Here is a 15,415-nt window from a genome sequence, read left to right as displayed (position 1 = left end):
TTATGGATACTCTGTCGCCACCTATCGCAACCACACCTTGCGTAAAACGGTGCTCAGAAACGTTCTTCACAAACGACCAGAGATGAAGCCCGCCATCACACAAATGCCCCGATCGTGCAAACGCGCGATCGCGTCCTTGTACGCGGCGGCTTTGTTCTGCCGCTTGCCCACGCTTTTCAGGTCGGCGTCGTCGAGACTTTCGATCCCCAAAAAGATGCCAATGCACCCCGATTTTTCCATGAGATCGAGCAGCTCACGATCGTTGACGATATCGATGGAAGCTTGGGTGAGCCACCATTTGTCTAGGCCGGACATTGCCCGAAGGAGGTCTTTCGCCCAGCGGCGCTTCACCAGCAAATTGTCGTCCCAAAACCAAACGACTTTCTCTTGCCAGGGAAGCGGGAAGTGACTCTCCTGTATATCGCGGACAACATCATCGATCGGCCGCACGCGGAAGCCAGGATTTAGCTCGGGAACGCTGCAAAAGCTGCACGAAAATGGGCACCCGCGTGTCGCCTGAAGTACGCGAGGAACAACGAAGCTCTTTTCCAGAAGATCATATCTGGCGGTCGGCAGGCCGACGAGCGGCGCCGCCTCGCCCCGATAGACCTTATCCATGACGCCGCGCTTCGCATCGTCGGGAACCTTCAGCCACACGGTTTCGGCTTCACCGACCACGACCGCGTCAACATGCTCCAAGGCTTCTTCGACCCAGTAGGAAACATGTGGGCCACCAGCCACGACCGGCACACCAAGCGCGCGATACCGGTCCGCCAAGGCGTAGGCGCCGCGAGCGAAGCCAGAAAAGAACGAGAGGGCGACAAGATCGGGCGTATCGTCGATCGGAACAGATCGGACCTGCTCATGAAACACTTCAACTTCATGCTCTCGCGGCGTGAGCGCCGCCAAATGGATGCCGGTAACTGGCGGCACAAAATCCACTAGGTGGCCACGACGGTAGCGCGAAGCGTAACAGACGATTATGCGTACCTTCACAGCTGATGCTCCTCCCCCTTTTCTTGGGCTGGAGGGCGAATCTCCAGGGTTGTATTCCGGGCGACGAGTCGCGCGATCGAAGATCGCACATGGCTCACTTGTTCGGGCGCATTCAACGAGAAGCAGGAGGTTTGGTGCGCCATCTCCGCCGGTTCCGGCGACGGGAAGAAAAGAGCGAATACGGCTGGTGGGTGGGGGGGGGCTTACTCTGGGTCCCACGTGCTGCAATGATGCATCTATGCCGTTGATTTGCCGATGATTTTCGTAAAACACGAATCCGCCACCCGGCAGCCCCCGGCTACTTTGCATGGGGTTGTTTTCGACCTTTTTGCAAGAGGGGCGCGAAGAGGACGCGACGGCGAACGCGGTCCCTATTTCAGCGTCTCGCCAAGAGCCTGCGAGAAGGCCTCATCCGTGCGGTCGAGCTTCAGCGGCGTCACCGAGATGTAACGCTCGCGTAGCGCGGCCAGATCGGTGCCATCCTCCGACAGGTCCATCATCGCGGCACGCTCGAAGCCGATCCAGAAATAGGGATTGCCGCGGCCGTCGCGGCGCTCGTCGATCCTGAGGAAGCCGAGATTGCGCTTGCCCTGCCGCGCCACGCGGATACCGAGAACCTCTTCCGGCGCGCAGGACGGAAAATTGACGTTGATCACGGTGTTCCTCGGCACGCCGGCCTTGAGCACCTTGCGCAGGATGTCGGGACCGAACTTGCGCGCGGTATCCCACGGCGGCCGCTCGCGCGTCTCGACGCTGAACTCCTGTGACAGCGCGAACGACGGCAGGCCCAGAATGGTACCTTCCAGCGCGCCCGCGATGGTGCCGGAATAGACGACGTCCTCGGCGACGTTGCGGCCCTTGTTGACGCCGGAGAGCACGACGTCGGGCAGCGTCGCGCCCAGGATATGACGCGCGCCCATGATGACGCAGTCTGTCGGCGTGCCCCTCACCGCGAAGTGCCGCGGGCCCACCTCGCGCAGGCGCAAGGGATCGTTGAGTGACAGCGAATGCGAGACGCCGGACTGGTCGAGCTCGGGCGCCACCACCCAGACATCGTCGGACAGGGCGCACGCGATCTCCTCCACGACCTTGAGGCCGGGCGCGTGGATACCGTCGTCATTGGTACAGAGAATACGCATGCGTCAGATCTATTCCTCAGGTGATGTGAGGAGGTCTTATCCGGCTATGACCGATCAGGCAAACCGCCGAAAATGCGGGAGGTTCCGCGCTGTTTGGAACTTACCAACGACTGTCGGCGGGCCTCTCGCCTAGCGGCGGATGCGCCATTGCGGCAGGAAACGCGCCAGACGGCCCTCCGCTCGCAAGGCGAGCACGACCGGCGGGGCTGGTTTCGGCGGTGGCGCGACGGGGGTCGGCGCAGGCGGCAGCTCGATGGCTGCGCGCACCGGCGTACACTCTGGTGCCGTCGCCTGCGGATAGCGCGTGCGCGCGAGCGTCAGTGCCTTGTCAAAATCCTCGAGATTGAGCCCGGGCTTGGCGCGCCGGCTTTGCACGAAATCGTCGTCCCAGAGCCGCGCGATCTCGATGTCGAGCACGCCGCGCAACCGCTGATCGACCGCCTGGACGCCGAAACCGGTCACCGCCCATTGTCTGCCGATCCAGAAGATGTCGCGGTGCAGGGCCATGGACGATCGTTGGAGCTATCGGAGGGGCCTCAGGATAACCGTCCATCCGATCTCCGCAACCGTCTATCCCGCTAATGTCGCGCTATTCGCGCGCGATCACCTTCAGCCCGCCCATGTAGGGTTGCAGAACATCCGGTACGGCAATCGAGCCGTCCTCCTGCTGATAAGTCTCCATCACGGCGATCAGCGCGCGACCGAGCGCCGTGCCGGAACCGTTCAGCGTGTGCACGAAGCGCGGCTTGCCGTCCGGCCCGCGCGAGCGCGCATCCATGCGGCGGGCCTGGAAATCGCCGCACACCGAGCAGCTCGAGATCTCGCGGAACGCCCCACCCTCGCCCTGGCCCGGCATCCAGACCTCGATGTCATAGGTCTTTTGCGACGAGAAGCCCATGTCCCCGGTGCACAGCGTCATCACCCGGTAATGCAGGTCGAGCCGCCGCAGCACCTCCTCCGCGCAGGCGAGCATGCGCTCGTGCTCGTCCTTGCTGGTCTCCGGCGTCGTGATCGACACCAGCTCGACCTTGGTGAACTGATGCTGCCGGATCATGCCCCGCGTATCTCGCCCCGCCGCACCCGCTTCGGCGCGGAAGCACGGCGTCAGCGCAGTCAGCCGCATCGGAAGTTGTTTCTCGTCGAGGACGGATTCGCGGACGAGATTGGTGAGCGCCACCTCCGCGGTCGGAATAATGCCGAGACGCTCGGTCCGCAGCCGCTCGTGGTCGGGCGCGGCCAGCAACTCGCCCTTGATCGCCCAGAACTGGTCGTCCTCGAATTTCGGCAACTGTCCCGTGCCGAACATGATCTCGTTGCGCACCAGCAGCGGCGGATTGATCTCGGTGTAGCCATGCTCGTCCGCGTGCAGATTCAGCATGAACTGGCCGAGTGCGCGTTCGAGCCGCGCCAGCCCCTTCTTCAGCACGACAAAGCGCGCGCCGGAGAGCTTTGCCGCCGTCTCGAAATCCATGTCACCGAGGGCGGCGCCGAGATCGTCATGGGGCTTGGGCGCGAATGCGTAGTTGCGCCTGTTGCCGAAGACATGGCGCTGCACGTTGCCGTGCTCGTCAACGCCATCGGGCACCTCGGCAAGCGGCAGATTGGGGATCGCCGACAGCTCCTTTGCCAGCTCCTCGTCGGCGGCCTTGGCGGCCGCTTCGAGCTCCGGCATCGTGGTCTTGAGCTCGGCTACCTCGGCCATCAGCTTGGCCGCGCGCGCCTCGTCCTTGGCCTTCTTGGCCTCGCCGATCTCCTTGGATGCCGCGTTGCGCCGGGCCTGGGCCTGCTCGGAAGCCAGGATCGCGGCCCGTCGCTTTTCGTCGATCGCCAGCAGCGACGAGGACATCGGCTTCAGCCCACGCCGGGCGAGGCCGGCGTCGAAAGCTTGCGGATTGTCGCGGATCGTCTTGATGTCGTGCATGGCTGTGGTCCTGGGGCAGCGCGTCCACATACAACGGCGAACGTTGTAGGTCAGCGCGCTTCCCCTAGCACAGCTGTCATCGCCCGCGAAAGCGGGCGATCCAGTATTCCAAAGACAGCGCGAGGATACGGAGGGGCCGCGGCGTACTGGATTCCCCGCTTTCGCGGGGAATGACAGCCAAAGGATGCGGTGCCTTATTCCGCTGGGTTGGCGCTCGACGAGGCGCCGCTGGAAGCCTGCGAAGCCGCCGCCTTCTTCTCCACCATCGATACCGCGATGATCGAGCCCTCATAGAGCGCCAGCAAGGGAATCGCGAGCGAGCACTGGCTCAGCACGTCCGGCGGGGTCAGGACGGCCGCGATGATGAAGGCGATGACGATGAAATAGCGGCGCTTCTCGCGCAGCATCTTCGAGGTGATGATGCCGATGCGGCCGAGCAGCGTCAGGATCACCGGGAGCTGGAAGGCGATGCCAAAGGCGAAGATCAGCGACATCATCAGCGACAGATATTCGCCGACCTTGGGCAGGAGCTGAATCTGCGCGGTCTCGTCGCTGCCGGTCTGCTGCATGCCGAGCGAGAAGCGGATCAGCATCGGCAAGACGACGAAATAGACCAGCATCGCGCCCAGCACGAAGAAGAACGGGGTCGCGACCAGATATGGCAGGAAAGCCTGCTTCTCGTGCTTGTAGAGGCCGGGCGCCACGAACTTGTAGATCTGCGTGGCGACGATCGGGAACGAGATGAAGCCGGCACCGAACAGCGCGAGCTTGAGCTGGGTGATGAAATATTCCAGCAGCGCCGTGTAGATGAACTTCGAATTCTCGGGCCCGGCGACCCACACGAACGGCCAGACCAGCACGTTGTAGATCTGCTTGGCGAAGAAGAAACAAAAGATGAACGCGATGCCAAAGCCGAGCAACGCCTTGATCAGCCGCGAGCGCAACTCGATCAGGTGGTCCATCAACGGCGCCTTGCTGGCCTCGATGTCGGCGTCGGTCATGACGCTTTGGCGTCCTTGATCGCTTCGGGTAGCGCGGTGTCTTGGACTACCGTGTCTTGGACTACAGTGTCCTGGGTCACAGGAGCCGGCTCAACCTCGCGGGTGATCGCGAGCGGTTCATTTGCCGCCGCATGTGCCTCCGCTTCCACAAAGGTCGCGGGCGTCGGGGCTTCCGGTGTCGTGGGCATCACCGGCGCTTCGCCTGAAGTCGCCGGCGCTTCGCTTGAAGTCGCCGGCGGCTCGATCGCGGGCGTGGCCGCGGTCTCCGCAGGCTTGTCGATGTCCTCGATACGCAGCGCCTCGTTGACGTCCTTCGTGAGCGAGGTCATCAAATTGTTGCTGGTGAAGCCGGAGGCAGCTTCCTTGACCTCGTCAAAGCTCTTCTTGAGGTCGGCCATTTCGGCCTCGCGCATGGCTTCCTGAAATTGGCCCTGGAATTCGGCGGCCATCTTGCGGGCCTTGCCCATCCATTGGCCGACCATGCGCAAGACACCGGGGAGCTCCTTCGGGCCGATGGCAACCAGCGCAACGACCGCGATGAGGACCAGTTCACTCCACCCGATGTCGAACATGAAGTCTTCCGTTCAGGCAAGCCGCGATTGGCCCAATCCTCGATGCACGGGATCGGGACCGCCCACGTCTGCCGATCTTTGGCTCAGACGGCCTTGCTGCCGACGTCGGACCGTGCCGCAGTCGGCGCGGCGTTGTGCTCGATGGACTTGGCGGGGTCGGGCTTGTCGGCAACCTTGTCGTCGTCCTGCATGCCCTTCTTGAAGGCCTTGATGCCCTGCGCCACGTCGCCCATCAGATCCGAAATCTTGCCGCGGCCGAACAGCAGCAGGACCACTGCGATCACCAAGATCCAGTGCCAAATGCTAAGCGAACCCATCCTGCAACCCTCCAAACACGCATGGCCGGGGACCCGGCCGATCTTCACCGAAACCTAGGCTTCGCAGGTGTCAAAAACAAGGACCAAGGCAGCGCCAATTCGCTGTTGGCACTACGCAATCTTGCTAGTCTTAACTGGTCGGGCAGACCGTAGAACGACGGGCCGTCAGCCCTCGTCGCTGCCCTCGCCGCCGCCTTGCGGCGTCTCCGGTTCCGGCTCGGGCGCGGGCGCCAGCGCAAGGTCCAGATCGTCGCCGGGCTCGAGCGGATCCTCGTCCTCACGCAGCGCCGGGTCGTCCGACGGCGTCGGCACGCTGAAACCGGTCGGCAGACGCGAATCCAGAAGACCCGTACCCTTCAACTCCTCGAGGCCCGGCAGGTCACCGAGTTGTTCCAGGGTGAACTGCGACAGGAAATCCTCGGTGGTTCCGAAGGTCAGCGGACGGCCCGGCGTCTTGCGGCGGCCGCGCGGCTTGATCCAGCCGGTCTCGAGCAGCACGTCGAGCGTGCCCTTCGAGGTCACGACGCCGCGGATCTCCTCGATCTCGGCGCGGGTCACCGGCTGGTGATAAGCGATGATTGCCAGCACCTCGATCGCCGCACGCGACAGGCGGCGGGTCTCGGTGCTTTCGCGCGTCATCAGCCAGGCAAGATCGCCGGCGGTGCGGAAGGTCCATTTGTTGGCAACGCGCACGAGGTTCACGCCACGCGTCGCATATTCGGCCTGCAACTGCGCAAGCGCAGCCTTCACGTCGACGCCATCAGGCATGCGCTTGGCAAGGGTCGCGGTATCCAGCGGCTCGCTGGACGCAAACAGCAGCGCTTCGAGAAGCCGCAACTCTTCGGGACGTGCCTGGGGCTCGTTGTCCATCGGCTCGACCTCTTCTACCCGAACTTCCGCCAAGGCCATGGCAGCTTCTCCTTCCTCAACTAACCGACCGGTGCTTCAGGCGCGGGAGGCGCACCTGTTACCGGTTGATGCCGCCCCTTTCGGAAATAGAGCGGCGCGAACGCCTCTTTCTGGTTCAGTTCCAGCTGGCCTTCCCGCACCAGTTCGAGCGCGGCGGCAAAGCTCGAGGCGAACACCGTCGCACGCTGCGACGGATCGGCGACATAGCGGATGAGAAAGTCGTCGAGACGACCCCAATCGTCCGATTCGGTAAGGCCCCCGACCAGCCGCTCCAGCGAGGCGCGGGCTTCGGCGAGTGACCACACCGTGCGCTTGGCGAGATGCACGCTCGCCAGCACACGCGACTGGCGCTGCGTGGCGTAGGCCGTGAGCAGGTCGTAGAGGGTCGCAGTGTATTTCGGATGCTTGACCTCGGCGATCTGTTCAGGCTCGCCGCGCGGGAAGATGTCGCGCAACAATTGCTGCCTGTTCATCAGCCGGTTCGCCGCTTCGCGGATGGCCTCGAGCCGGCGCAGGCGATTGGCGAGCGCGGTGGCCATCTCCTCCGCGCTCGGACCTTCCGCAGTCGGCGGTTCCGGCAGCAAGAGGCGCGATTTCAGGAAGGCAAGCCAGGCCGCCATAACGAGATAGTCGGCCGCAAGCTCGAGCCGGATCTTTCGCGCAGCTTCGATGAAGTGGAGATACTGATCGGCGAGCGCCAAGATCGAGATCTTGGCGAGGTCGACCTTCTGCTGTCGCGCCAGTGCGAGCAGCAGATCGAGCGGACCCTCATAGCCCTCGACATCGACGACCAGCGCCGGTTCACCCTCGGCGAGCTCGGCGGGCCGCCCGGTTTCAAACGATAGGATTTCTGCGGTCATGCGGATGCCGTGTTCGCCTGTGCGATCAATGCGTCGAGTTCGGCCCGCGTCGCCGCCCGGTCGAACGGCTGCGGCGCCTTACGCGCGGCCAGCGCCCTGTTCGCGCGCTCCACCGCCTTGCCCGACAATTCGGGCGTTTGGCCGGCGACCTCGTGCATTTCCTCGATATTCCCGTTGCAATGCAGGACCATGTCGCAGCCGGCTGCAAAAATCGAACGCGTGCGCTCGGTAATGGTGCCCGCCAATGCGTTCATCGACACGTCATCACTCATTAACAAACCCTGGAACCCGATCACGCCACGAATCACCTGCTGGACCATTGTCGCAGATGTCGTCGCCGGATGGGCGGGGTCGAAAGCGCTAAACACAACATGTGCAGTCATTGCCATCGGCAGGTCAGCCAATGGCTTGAACGCGGCAAAATCCGTGCGCTCCAGCTCATCCCTTGGCGTGTCTACCGTCGGCAGCCGGAAATGCGTGTCGGCCGTCGCGCGGCCATGGCCGGGGATGTGCTTGAGGACCGGCAGCACGCCGCCCTGCTCAAGCCCGTCCGTGACGGCGCGGGCGATCGCCGCAACCTTGGCTGGTTCGGTTCCATAGGCCCGGTTGCCGATCACGGCGTCGGCGCCCGCGACCGGCACGTCGGCGAGCGGCAGGCAGTCCACGGTGACGCCAAGATCGGCCAGATCAGCCGCGATCAGCCGGGCACTGAGGCGCGCAGCCGTCAGCCCAAGCGCCGAATCAATATCGTAAAGCTTTCCGAACACAGCGCCGGACGGATAGACCGGCCAGTGCGGCGGGCCGAGCCGCTGCACCCGCCCACCCTCCTGATCGATCAGGACGGGGGCATCCGGAGAGCCTGCGACGCCGCGCAATTCCTGAACAAGCGAAGCGACTTGAGCCGGGGTCCCGATATTCCTCTTAAAGAGGATGAATCCCCACGGACGTTCGGTACGGATAAAATCCCGCTCTGCGGCGGTCAATTCCGTTCCGGAAACGCCGGTAATGAAGGCCCGCGTGCTCATAGTCGCCGATTAACCCTACCCCGCTAGGGGGTCAAGGAAACGGCCGATAATACTACGGGATAAAGCACTGGCCGCCGGCCGCCTTCAGCTCCGTGCAGAACTGAGCGGCTTCCTGGCGGGTACGGTACGGACCGACCATGGCGCGATACTTCACCTTGTTGTCGGCCAAATCCACCCGCTTGATCACCGGCGAACGCGATCCGAGCGCCGACGGGAACTTGCCCTGGAGCACGCGGAAGGAATCCCGCGCCGCGGATTCGGTGTCCTGGGACGATATCGAGACCATGTAGCTGCCACCGCCCTCAGCCGGAGCGGGGGCGATCTGCGTCGGATTGGTCGCGGCTATCCGGGTCGGCGGCGCGGACGGGTCCGGCGCCCCAGCCTGCGGCGCCAGCGACATCGGCTGGTTGGCGCTGGCATTGGCCGAGGTCGGCGGATTGCGTGGCGCTGCCGTCGCGGCGGCTGCTTTCGGAGCCGCGACCTGCTTGGCTGCGGCCGCAGCCGGCGCGGGCGTGCTGTCGGTTTGGTCACCCTTCACCGCAAGCGTCCTTACCCGGCGCGGCTCGCTGTTGGGCATCGTGCCGTTATTGGGCGCGGCGCTTGGGGGCGGCACGGCCGACGGTGAGACGCTCGCGACCGGCGGCGGATTGGCGTTCGGATTGAGCGGCGGGAAAACGACGCGCGGGCCGCCGGACTTGGCGTTGACATCGATCGGCGCTTCCTCGCGCGGCACGATCTTTTCGCTGCCGTCACCGGTGACCATGCGATCAGGCACCTTGGCGGAGCCATCGGCGGGCGCCGGCACGACCTTGGTCGGCGTGTTGTCTGCCTTGATGATCGGCGGTTCACCGCTGCGGGGCGATCCCAGGTAGGTCTTGTAGGCGAAGGCGCCCCCGGTTCCGACCACGGCCAGGGCAAGGATGGCCGCAACGGTCATCAGCCCGCCGCGCTTCTTCTGCGGAGCCTCGTCCTCGAGCTCATCCTCGGGATAGTCGCTTTGATAGGCGTAAGGATCGTCCGGATAGGACGGATCGCGCTGGAAATCCTGCTGCCCCGCTTCGAGCTGGCCATAGAGCGCGTCGTCATAGCGCGACGGATCGATCGGATCGTCGTGCTCGGGATAGGCCTGGGGCTCCTGGTAATCCGGCTCCGGTGCGGATTGCTGTGCCGGGAAGCGCTGCAACGGATGCTCTGAGTTCATGGCCGGCGCGTAGCGCGGCTGCTCGGCCACAGGCGGCTGCGGCTGGACGTTGGCACGCCGCATCCAGGACGGCGGTCCGGGCGGCGGTGGCGGCTCCTCGTATTGATGATCTTCGTAGCTCTCTGGAGCGTAGCTTTGCGCGTGCGCAGGCGGCTGGTACGGCTCGGGCGCCGGTGGAGTTGGCGGCCTCGCGGCGGGCCGGCCCTGCGTCGCGAACGGATCAGTCTGCCCGATCAGGCGCGCGAGTTCGGCCAAGGGATCGTTGTCTGCCCTGCCATACTGATCGCCACCGCGATCATAGTCATCGGAAGGATACGGTCTGTCCTGATATCGTCGATCGGCCATCGTGATGATGCGTCCCCTTCGGGAAAGCCGCCAGTCCTCGACCCGAACAGCGGCCTTCACCCACAAGGCATTCAACCAAGTCGCATTACGTACGCGAGCCGGCTTCTGCCGGTTAGCCCCACAAATTCCCTGAAGTAGTTCGCCCCAAACTACCGCATCTCGTCCGGGGCATGGACGCCGAGAATGGCGAGGCCCGATGCCAGGACCGAGACGACGCCCTGGACCATTGCCAGCCGCGCCTTTGTAAGCTGTGCATCATTATTGATAATGAAGCGTAAATAGGGCAGATCGCGCCCCTTCGTCCAAAGCGCGTGAAATTCGCTGGCTAAATCATAGAGATAAAAGGCAATTCGGTGCGGTTCGTGGGCCGCGGCGGCCGCTTCGACGGTCCGCGGATAAATTGCGAGCTGGCGCAATAAATCGAGTTCCACCGGGTCCGAGAGGCGCTCCATCGCGGAATCCAGCAACCAGGCGATCCGCGATTCGGTCGTCTCCGGCAGATCCGGAAATACCTCCGCCCTTGCGTTGCGGAAGATCGAGTGGCCGCGGGCGTGGCCGTACTGGACGTAAAACACCGGGTTGTCGCGCGACTGCTCGATCACCTTGGCGAGGTCGAAATCGAGCACCGCATCGTTCTTGCGGTAGAGCATCATGAAGCGGACGGCGTCCCGGCCGACTTCATCTACCACCTCACGCAAGGTGACGAAGTCACCGGCGCGCTTGGACATTTTGACCGGCTCGCCGTTGCGCAAGAGCTTCACGAGCTGGACGATCTTGACGTCGAGCGCAGCCTTGGTGGCCGTGACGGCCTTCACGGCGGCCTGCATGCGCTTGATGTAGCCGCCATGGTCGGCGCCCCACACGTCGATCATGTCGGCAAAGCCGCGATCGAACTTGTTCTTGTGATAGGCGATGTCGGACGCGAAATAGGTGTAGGAGCCGTCCGACTTGATCAGCGGACGGTCGACGTCGTCGCCGTAAGCCGTGGCCTTGAACAGAAGCTGCTCGCGGTCTTCCCAATCCTCGACCGGCGCGCCCTTCGGCGGCGGCAGGCGGCCCTCGTAGATGTCGCCCTTGGCGCGCAGGAAATCGATGGTCTCGGCGACCTTGTTGTTGCCGCTCTCGATCAGCGAGCGCTCGGAGAAGAACACGTCGTGGCGGATGTTGAGGGCCGCGAGATCGCCCTTGATCTCGTCCATCATCATCGCGATCGATTTTGACCGCACGGCCGGGAGCCATTCGGCTTCACTCACGGTGCGCAGCTTGTCGCCGTGCTCCTTCGCCAGCGCCTCGCCGACCGGCTTGAGATAGTCGCCGGGATAGAGCCCCTCCGGGATCGGACCGATGTCCTCGCCGAGCGCCTCGCGATACCTCAGGAACGCCGAACGTGCGAGCACGTCGACCTGGGCGCCGGCGTCGTTGATGTAATATTCGCGGGTGACGTCGTGGCCGGCGAAATCCAGCAGGCTCGCCAGCGCATCGCCAAACACGGCGCCGCGGCAATGGCCGACATGCATCGGCCCGGTCGGGTTCGCCGAGACGTATTCGACATTGACCTTCCCGCGCCCACTCAGGCGACCGTAGCTGGCCCCCTCGCGCAGCAAGGTGCGCAGCGCTTCCGCCCAGGCGGACGGCTTGAGCGTCAGGTTGATGAAGCCGGGCCCGGCCACATCGACCTTGGCGATCAGCGCATCCGCACGCAGACGCTCCGCGATCTGCTCGGCGAGATCGCGCGGCTTCGCCTTGGCCTCTTTCGCCAGCACCATCGCGGCGTTGGTCGCCATGTCGCCATGGGACGGATCGCGCGGCGGCTCGACCACAACGCGCGAGAAATCGACGCCCTCCGGCCAGTTGGCCTGCGCAGCGAGCGTGCGGCAGGCGGCGTGCACGCGCGCGAGCACGTCGGCAAAAAGGTGCAGCGATGAGGGTGTGTCGGCCATGGCCGCCGCCTAACGCAAATCCGGGGTCGAGTCAAAGAGCCGCTGGTGCTCGGTCAGGGCGAAACGGTCGGTCATTCCGGCAATGAAATTGCCGATCCGGCGCGCCCTGCCCGCCTCGTCCTCACCCTCCGCCCCGGCCAGCCATTCCGCCGGCAGCTCGCCGGGCGAGGCCTGGTACTTGGCGAACAGGTCGAACAGGATCTGTTCCGCCTCCCCCATCACCCGCATCACCCGCTTGTGACGGTACATGTGCTGATAGAGGAAGGTCTTGATCGCCGCCTCCTCGCCCGCCATCGCCGGCGGGAAGGCGATCATCGCCCGGCTCTGCTGGCGCACGTCCTGGGCTGATTGCGGCTGGATCGCCGCAAGATTCGCCTTTGCCTCGGCGAAGACGGCGCCGATCAGATGCGAAATCAGCTCGCGGACCAGCTCGGCGCCTCGCCTGACATCCTCAAGATTTGGATAGTGCGCACCGATCTCGGCGATGATCTCGGCCATCAGCGGGATCGTCTTGAGGTCGTCGACCCCAAACAGGCCTGCCCGCAGGCCGTCATCGATATCGTGGGCGTCGTAGGCGATGTCGTCGGCGATCGCCGCGACCTGCGCCTCCAGCGAGGCAAAGCTCCAGAGCTCCAGATCGTACGTCTTGACGTAGTCGGCGATGCCGACGGGAACGCCGTGCTCGCGGTAGCGTCCGACCGGCGCACCGCCGCGATCGGTCAGCGGGCCATTATGCTTGACGATGCCCTCGAGCGACTCCCAGGTCAGGTTGAGGCCGTCGAACTCGGGATAGCGGTGCTCGACCGCCGTGACGACGCGCAGGGTCTGCGCGTTGTGGTCGAAGCCTCCGGAGTTCTTCAGGCAGGCATCGAGCGCCCGCTCGCCGGCGTGCCCGAAGGGCGGATGACCGAGATCATGCGCGAGCGCCAGGGTCTCCGTGAGGTCCTCGTCGAGCCCCAGCTGCCGGGCCAGCGCACGGGCGATCTGTGCGACCTCGAGAGAATGGGTCAAGCGGGTGCGGTAGTGATCGCCCTCGTGGAACACGAATACCTGGGTCTTGTACTTCAGGCGGCGGAAGGCGGTGGAATGGATCACCCGGTCGCAATCCCGGCGGAACGGGCTGCGGGTGCGGCTCGGCGGCTCGGCGACCAGCCGGCCGCGGCTGCGATCGGGATCGCAGGCATAGGGCGCGCGGGGGGCAGCCATTCCGACGGACACGGTGAATTTAGTCCCTATCCATTTGATTCTGCGGACCCTTGCACTTAACTATGACGGACGCGGGATACCAAATGAATTGGGTATGACGCGGGACTATTGGAGTAGGACGATGACGACTGCCGTGACCATCAGCGACCGGGCCGCGCGCCGGATTGGGGAGATCCTCAAGGGCGAAGGCACCGGCGCCATGCTGCGGATCTCGGTCGAGGGCGGCGGCTGCTCCGGCTTCCAGTACAAGTTCGACATCGAGCGTGACCGCACCGACGACGACCTCGTCATCGAGCGCGACAACGCAGTCGTCCTGGTGGACTCGGCGTCGCAGCCGTTCCTGGCGGGCTCCGAGGTCGACTTCGTCGACGACCTGATCGGCGCCTCCTTCCGCGTCAACAATCCCAACGCCACCGCGTCCTGCGGCTGCGGCACCAGCTTCTCGATCTAGTCCTTCTTCAAGAAACCATCCGAGCCCTCATCCTGACGGCTTGCGGGGTTTTCTCGTCATTCCGGGGCGCAACGAAGTCGCAAGCTATGATGCGCAATTGCGCATCTGAGAATCCATCGGGCCGCAGAGATGGCCGCGCAATGGATTTCGAGCTCCCGCTGACGCGCGCCCCCATTGCGCACTTGCGCAATGTGGAATGACGAAGGGAGAGAGCGAAACCCCGCACTCAGTCCCTCATCCTGAGGAGGCCGCTAAAGCGGCCGTCTCGAAGGATGGCCACACCTGAGAGCCGGGCTTCATGGTTCGCACGGCGATGCGCAGCATCGTCCGGAGACGCGCTTCGCGCTCCTCACTATGAGGTCCCAGTAAGGCTAGCCGAACTCAAAATCTGAAAAACAACCCCATGCAAAGTAGCCGGAGAGCCGGCACGATACATTTCGGGTTTAGCGAAACTATTTGACACGTCGGGCAAACCAGGGGCAACATGTGATCGTCGCGAGAGCCCCAAGGACGGGGGCTCGGCGGGTCCGACACAGTCTGACGCCGAAGCGGCCCCTGCCGCAGTCCAATCATTCGAGAAGGTTCGAATCTCGCCAGCGGCGCCACTTAGATTAAGGACTCGCCAGAGACACCTGGACATGTCGGTGAATACGGAGATGGTCCATGAAACTCGCGCATGACGGCATCCAGCTCTCGTTCGACATCGCCGGGGCGGGACCGCTTCAATTCCTGTTCGTCCATGGCCTGGGCGGGGATCGCACGCACTTTGCGCCGCAGATGGAGTATTTCGCCCGTCAAGGTCGGGCGTTGAATGCCGAGCTGCGGGGGCATGGTGAGAGCGACAAGCCGCAACAGGCGTATTCGATCGAAGGCTTCGCCGATGATCTCGTCTGGCTGTGCAACCGACAGCAGATCACAAAGCCGGTCATCGTGGGTCAAAGCATGGGTGGCAACATGGCGCTCGAAATCGCCGCCCGCTATCCGGACTTTCCTGCAGGCCTGGTGCTGCTCGATTCAGGGGTGCTCTTCCCTGCCTCAGCAGGGACGGTGTTCGCCGGGTATCTGGAGGGCTTAAGGGGCGCGGATTTTGCGGACGAGGTGCGGAAAATTGTGGCGGACTCCTGTCTGCCGACCGACAGATGCCGCGCCCATGTTGAACAGACCTTTCTGGCGACGCCACAGCACGTGCTGGTGTCCACGTTTACAAGTCTGTTCCCCTGGGATGTGCATCGGGCGCGTGAGTGCGCCCAGGCGTGCCGGGTCCCGGTGCTCTACATCGAAGCGGCCCATCGGCTCGCGGATCTGGATCATTTTGCGGCGCTGTGCCCGCAACTGGTCACGGCCAAGGCCGTCGGCTCCGGGCATTTCCTGTCGCTGGAAGTGCCGGAGCAGATCAACCCGATGATCGACCGGTTTATCTCGCTCTACGTGCGAAGACCCGAGTAAGTTTCAAATTACGGTGACACCCATTAGCCGGTCGGTCGTCAAGGGCGCAGCGCATTTTTTTTGGCAGCGCTAGCTGCCAATTTCTT

General features: G+C 64.0%; 15 protein-coding genes. 2 read left to right on the top strand and 13 right to left on the bottom strand.

What is annotated here, in order from left to right:
* Window positions 1-66: 66 nt before the first annotated feature.
* The 13 genes from Q2941_RS46970 to Q2941_RS46910 all read right to left on the bottom strand — a co-directional run bounded on the left by Q2941_RS46970 (window position 67) and on the right by Q2941_RS46910 (window position 13,444).
* Entirely contained in the window at window positions 67-996 is a 930-nt protein-coding gene (locus Q2941_RS46970) for a B12-binding domain-containing radical SAM protein (protein ID WP_458196852.1), read from the bottom strand.
* Window positions 997-1,367: 371 nt separating this feature from the next.
* Window positions 1,368-2,135 (bottom strand): 5'/3'-nucleotidase SurE, encoded by a 768-nt coding sequence (surE, locus tag Q2941_RS46965; protein WP_458196851.1) that lies wholly within the window; start codon window positions 2,133-2,135, stop codon window positions 1,368-1,370.
* A 129-nt stretch (window positions 2,136-2,264) separates the two neighbouring features.
* Window positions 2,265-2,642, bottom strand: a complete 378-nt coding sequence (locus Q2941_RS46960) for a hypothetical protein (RefSeq protein WP_458196850.1) — start codon at window positions 2,640-2,642, stop codon at window positions 2,265-2,267.
* A gap of 82 nt (window positions 2,643-2,724) precedes the next feature.
* Window positions 2,725-4,056, bottom strand: coding sequence for a serine--tRNA ligase (gene serS, locus Q2941_RS46955; protein ID WP_458196849.1), 1,332 nt, complete (start codon window positions 4,054-4,056; stop codon window positions 2,725-2,727).
* Between the two features lie 194 nt (window positions 4,057-4,250).
* Window positions 4,251-5,057, bottom strand: coding sequence for a twin-arginine translocase subunit TatC (tatC, locus tag Q2941_RS46950; protein WP_027527369.1), 807 nt, complete (start codon window positions 5,055-5,057; stop codon window positions 4,251-4,253).
* A complete protein-coding gene (tatB, locus tag Q2941_RS46945) occupies window positions 5,054-5,629 on the bottom strand; it encodes a Sec-independent protein translocase protein TatB (protein WP_458196848.1) in 576 nt (191 codons plus the stop codon). The genes tatC and tatB overlap by 4 nt, the downstream gene beginning before the upstream one ends.
* Window positions 5,630-5,712: 83 nt before the next feature.
* The gene (locus Q2941_RS46940; protein ID WP_027527371.1) at window positions 5,713-5,946 is read right to left on the bottom strand and encodes a twin-arginine translocase TatA/TatE family subunit; all 234 of its coding nucleotides are present in this window, start codon (window positions 5,944-5,946) and stop codon (window positions 5,713-5,715) included.
* A 165-nt stretch (window positions 5,947-6,111) separates the two neighbouring features.
* Window positions 6,112-6,855: an SMC-Scp complex subunit ScpB gene (scpB, locus tag Q2941_RS46935; RefSeq protein WP_027527372.1), complete on the bottom strand. Its 744-nt coding sequence runs from the start codon at window positions 6,853-6,855 to the stop codon at window positions 6,112-6,114.
* A 20-nt stretch (window positions 6,856-6,875) separates the two neighbouring features.
* Window positions 6,876-7,715 (bottom strand): segregation and condensation protein A, encoded by an 840-nt coding sequence (locus tag Q2941_RS46930; RefSeq protein ID WP_027527373.1) that lies wholly within the window; start codon window positions 7,713-7,715, stop codon window positions 6,876-6,878.
* Complete coding sequence (gene nagZ, locus Q2941_RS46925) at window positions 7,712-8,740, bottom strand: beta-N-acetylhexosaminidase (RefSeq protein ID WP_254112521.1); 1,029 nt, start codon at window positions 8,738-8,740, stop codon at window positions 7,712-7,714. Before nagZ ends, Q2941_RS46930 begins: the two co-directional genes overlap by 4 nt.
* A gap of 52 nt (window positions 8,741-8,792) precedes the next feature.
* Window positions 8,793-10,286: an SPOR domain-containing protein gene (locus Q2941_RS46920; protein ID WP_458196853.1), complete on the bottom strand. Its 1,494-nt coding sequence runs from the start codon at window positions 10,284-10,286 to the stop codon at window positions 8,793-8,795.
* Window positions 10,287-10,435: 149 nt separating this feature from the next.
* Complete coding sequence (argS, locus tag Q2941_RS46915; protein ID WP_458196847.1) at window positions 10,436-12,226, bottom strand: arginine--tRNA ligase; 1,791 nt, start codon at window positions 12,224-12,226, stop codon at window positions 10,436-10,438.
* A 9-nt stretch (window positions 12,227-12,235) separates the two neighbouring features.
* Window positions 12,236-13,444 (bottom strand): deoxyguanosinetriphosphate triphosphohydrolase, encoded by a 1,209-nt coding sequence (locus Q2941_RS46910; RefSeq protein ID WP_458196846.1) that lies wholly within the window; start codon window positions 13,442-13,444, stop codon window positions 12,236-12,238.
* 109 nt (window positions 13,445-13,553) lie between these two features.
* Between Q2941_RS46910 and erpA the strand changes: the two genes are divergently transcribed.
* Both erpA and Q2941_RS46900 read left to right on the top strand, forming a co-directional pair.
* On the top strand, window positions 13,554-13,883 hold the full coding sequence (erpA, locus tag Q2941_RS46905; RefSeq protein ID WP_027527378.1) for an iron-sulfur cluster insertion protein ErpA: 330 nt from the start codon (window positions 13,554-13,556) through the stop codon (window positions 13,881-13,883).
* 663 nt (window positions 13,884-14,546) lie between these two features.
* On the top strand, window positions 14,547-15,329 hold the full coding sequence (locus Q2941_RS46900) for an alpha/beta fold hydrolase (RefSeq protein WP_027527379.1): 783 nt from the start codon (window positions 14,547-14,549) through the stop codon (window positions 15,327-15,329).
* Window positions 15,330-15,415: the final 86 nt, after the last annotated feature.

This window comes from Bradyrhizobium sp. UFLA05-153 (genome assembly GCF_054185185.1).
This window is presented reverse-complemented; position numbering and strand designations above follow the sequence as displayed.

Excerpts from the sequence above, each read along its gene's own strand:
- Q2941_RS46930 (WP_027527373.1), bottom strand. The coding sequence starts at position 7,715 with ATGACCGCAGAAATCCTATCGTTTGAAACCGGGCGGCCCGCCGAGCTC.
- argS (WP_458196847.1), bottom strand. The coding sequence starts at position 12,226 with ATGGCCGACACACCCTCATCGCTGCACCTTTTTGCCGACGTGCTCGCG.
- scpB (WP_027527372.1), bottom strand. The coding sequence starts at position 6,855 with ATGGCCTTGGCGGAAGTTCGGGTAGAAGAGGTCGAGCCGATGGACAAC.
- Q2941_RS46900 (WP_027527379.1), top strand. The coding sequence starts at position 14,547 with ATGAAACTCGCGCATGACGGCATCCAGCTCTCGTTCGACATCGCCGGG.
- Q2941_RS46940 (WP_027527371.1), bottom strand. The coding sequence starts at position 5,946 with ATGGGTTCGCTTAGCATTTGGCACTGGATCTTGGTGATCGCAGTGGTC.
- surE (WP_458196851.1), bottom strand. The coding sequence starts at position 2,135 with ATGCGTATTCTCTGTACCAATGACGACGGTATCCACGCGCCCGGCCTC.
- Q2941_RS46920 (WP_458196853.1), bottom strand. The coding sequence starts at position 10,286 with ATGGCCGATCGACGATATCAGGACAGACCGTATCCTTCCGATGACTAT.
- erpA (WP_027527378.1), top strand. The coding sequence starts at position 13,554 with ATGACGACTGCCGTGACCATCAGCGACCGGGCCGCGCGCCGGATTGGG.
- Q2941_RS46960 (WP_458196850.1), bottom strand. The coding sequence starts at position 2,642 with ATGGCCCTGCACCGCGACATCTTCTGGATCGGCAGACAATGGGCGGTG.
- tatB (WP_458196848.1), bottom strand. The coding sequence starts at position 5,629 with ATGTTCGACATCGGGTGGAGTGAACTGGTCCTCATCGCGGTCGTTGCG.
- serS (WP_458196849.1), bottom strand. The coding sequence starts at position 4,056 with ATGCACGACATCAAGACGATCCGCGACAATCCGCAAGCTTTCGACGCC.
- nagZ (WP_254112521.1), bottom strand. The coding sequence starts at position 8,740 with ATGAGCACGCGGGCCTTCATTACCGGCGTTTCCGGAACGGAATTGACC.
- tatC (WP_027527369.1), bottom strand. The coding sequence starts at position 5,057 with ATGACCGACGCCGACATCGAGGCCAGCAAGGCGCCGTTGATGGACCAC.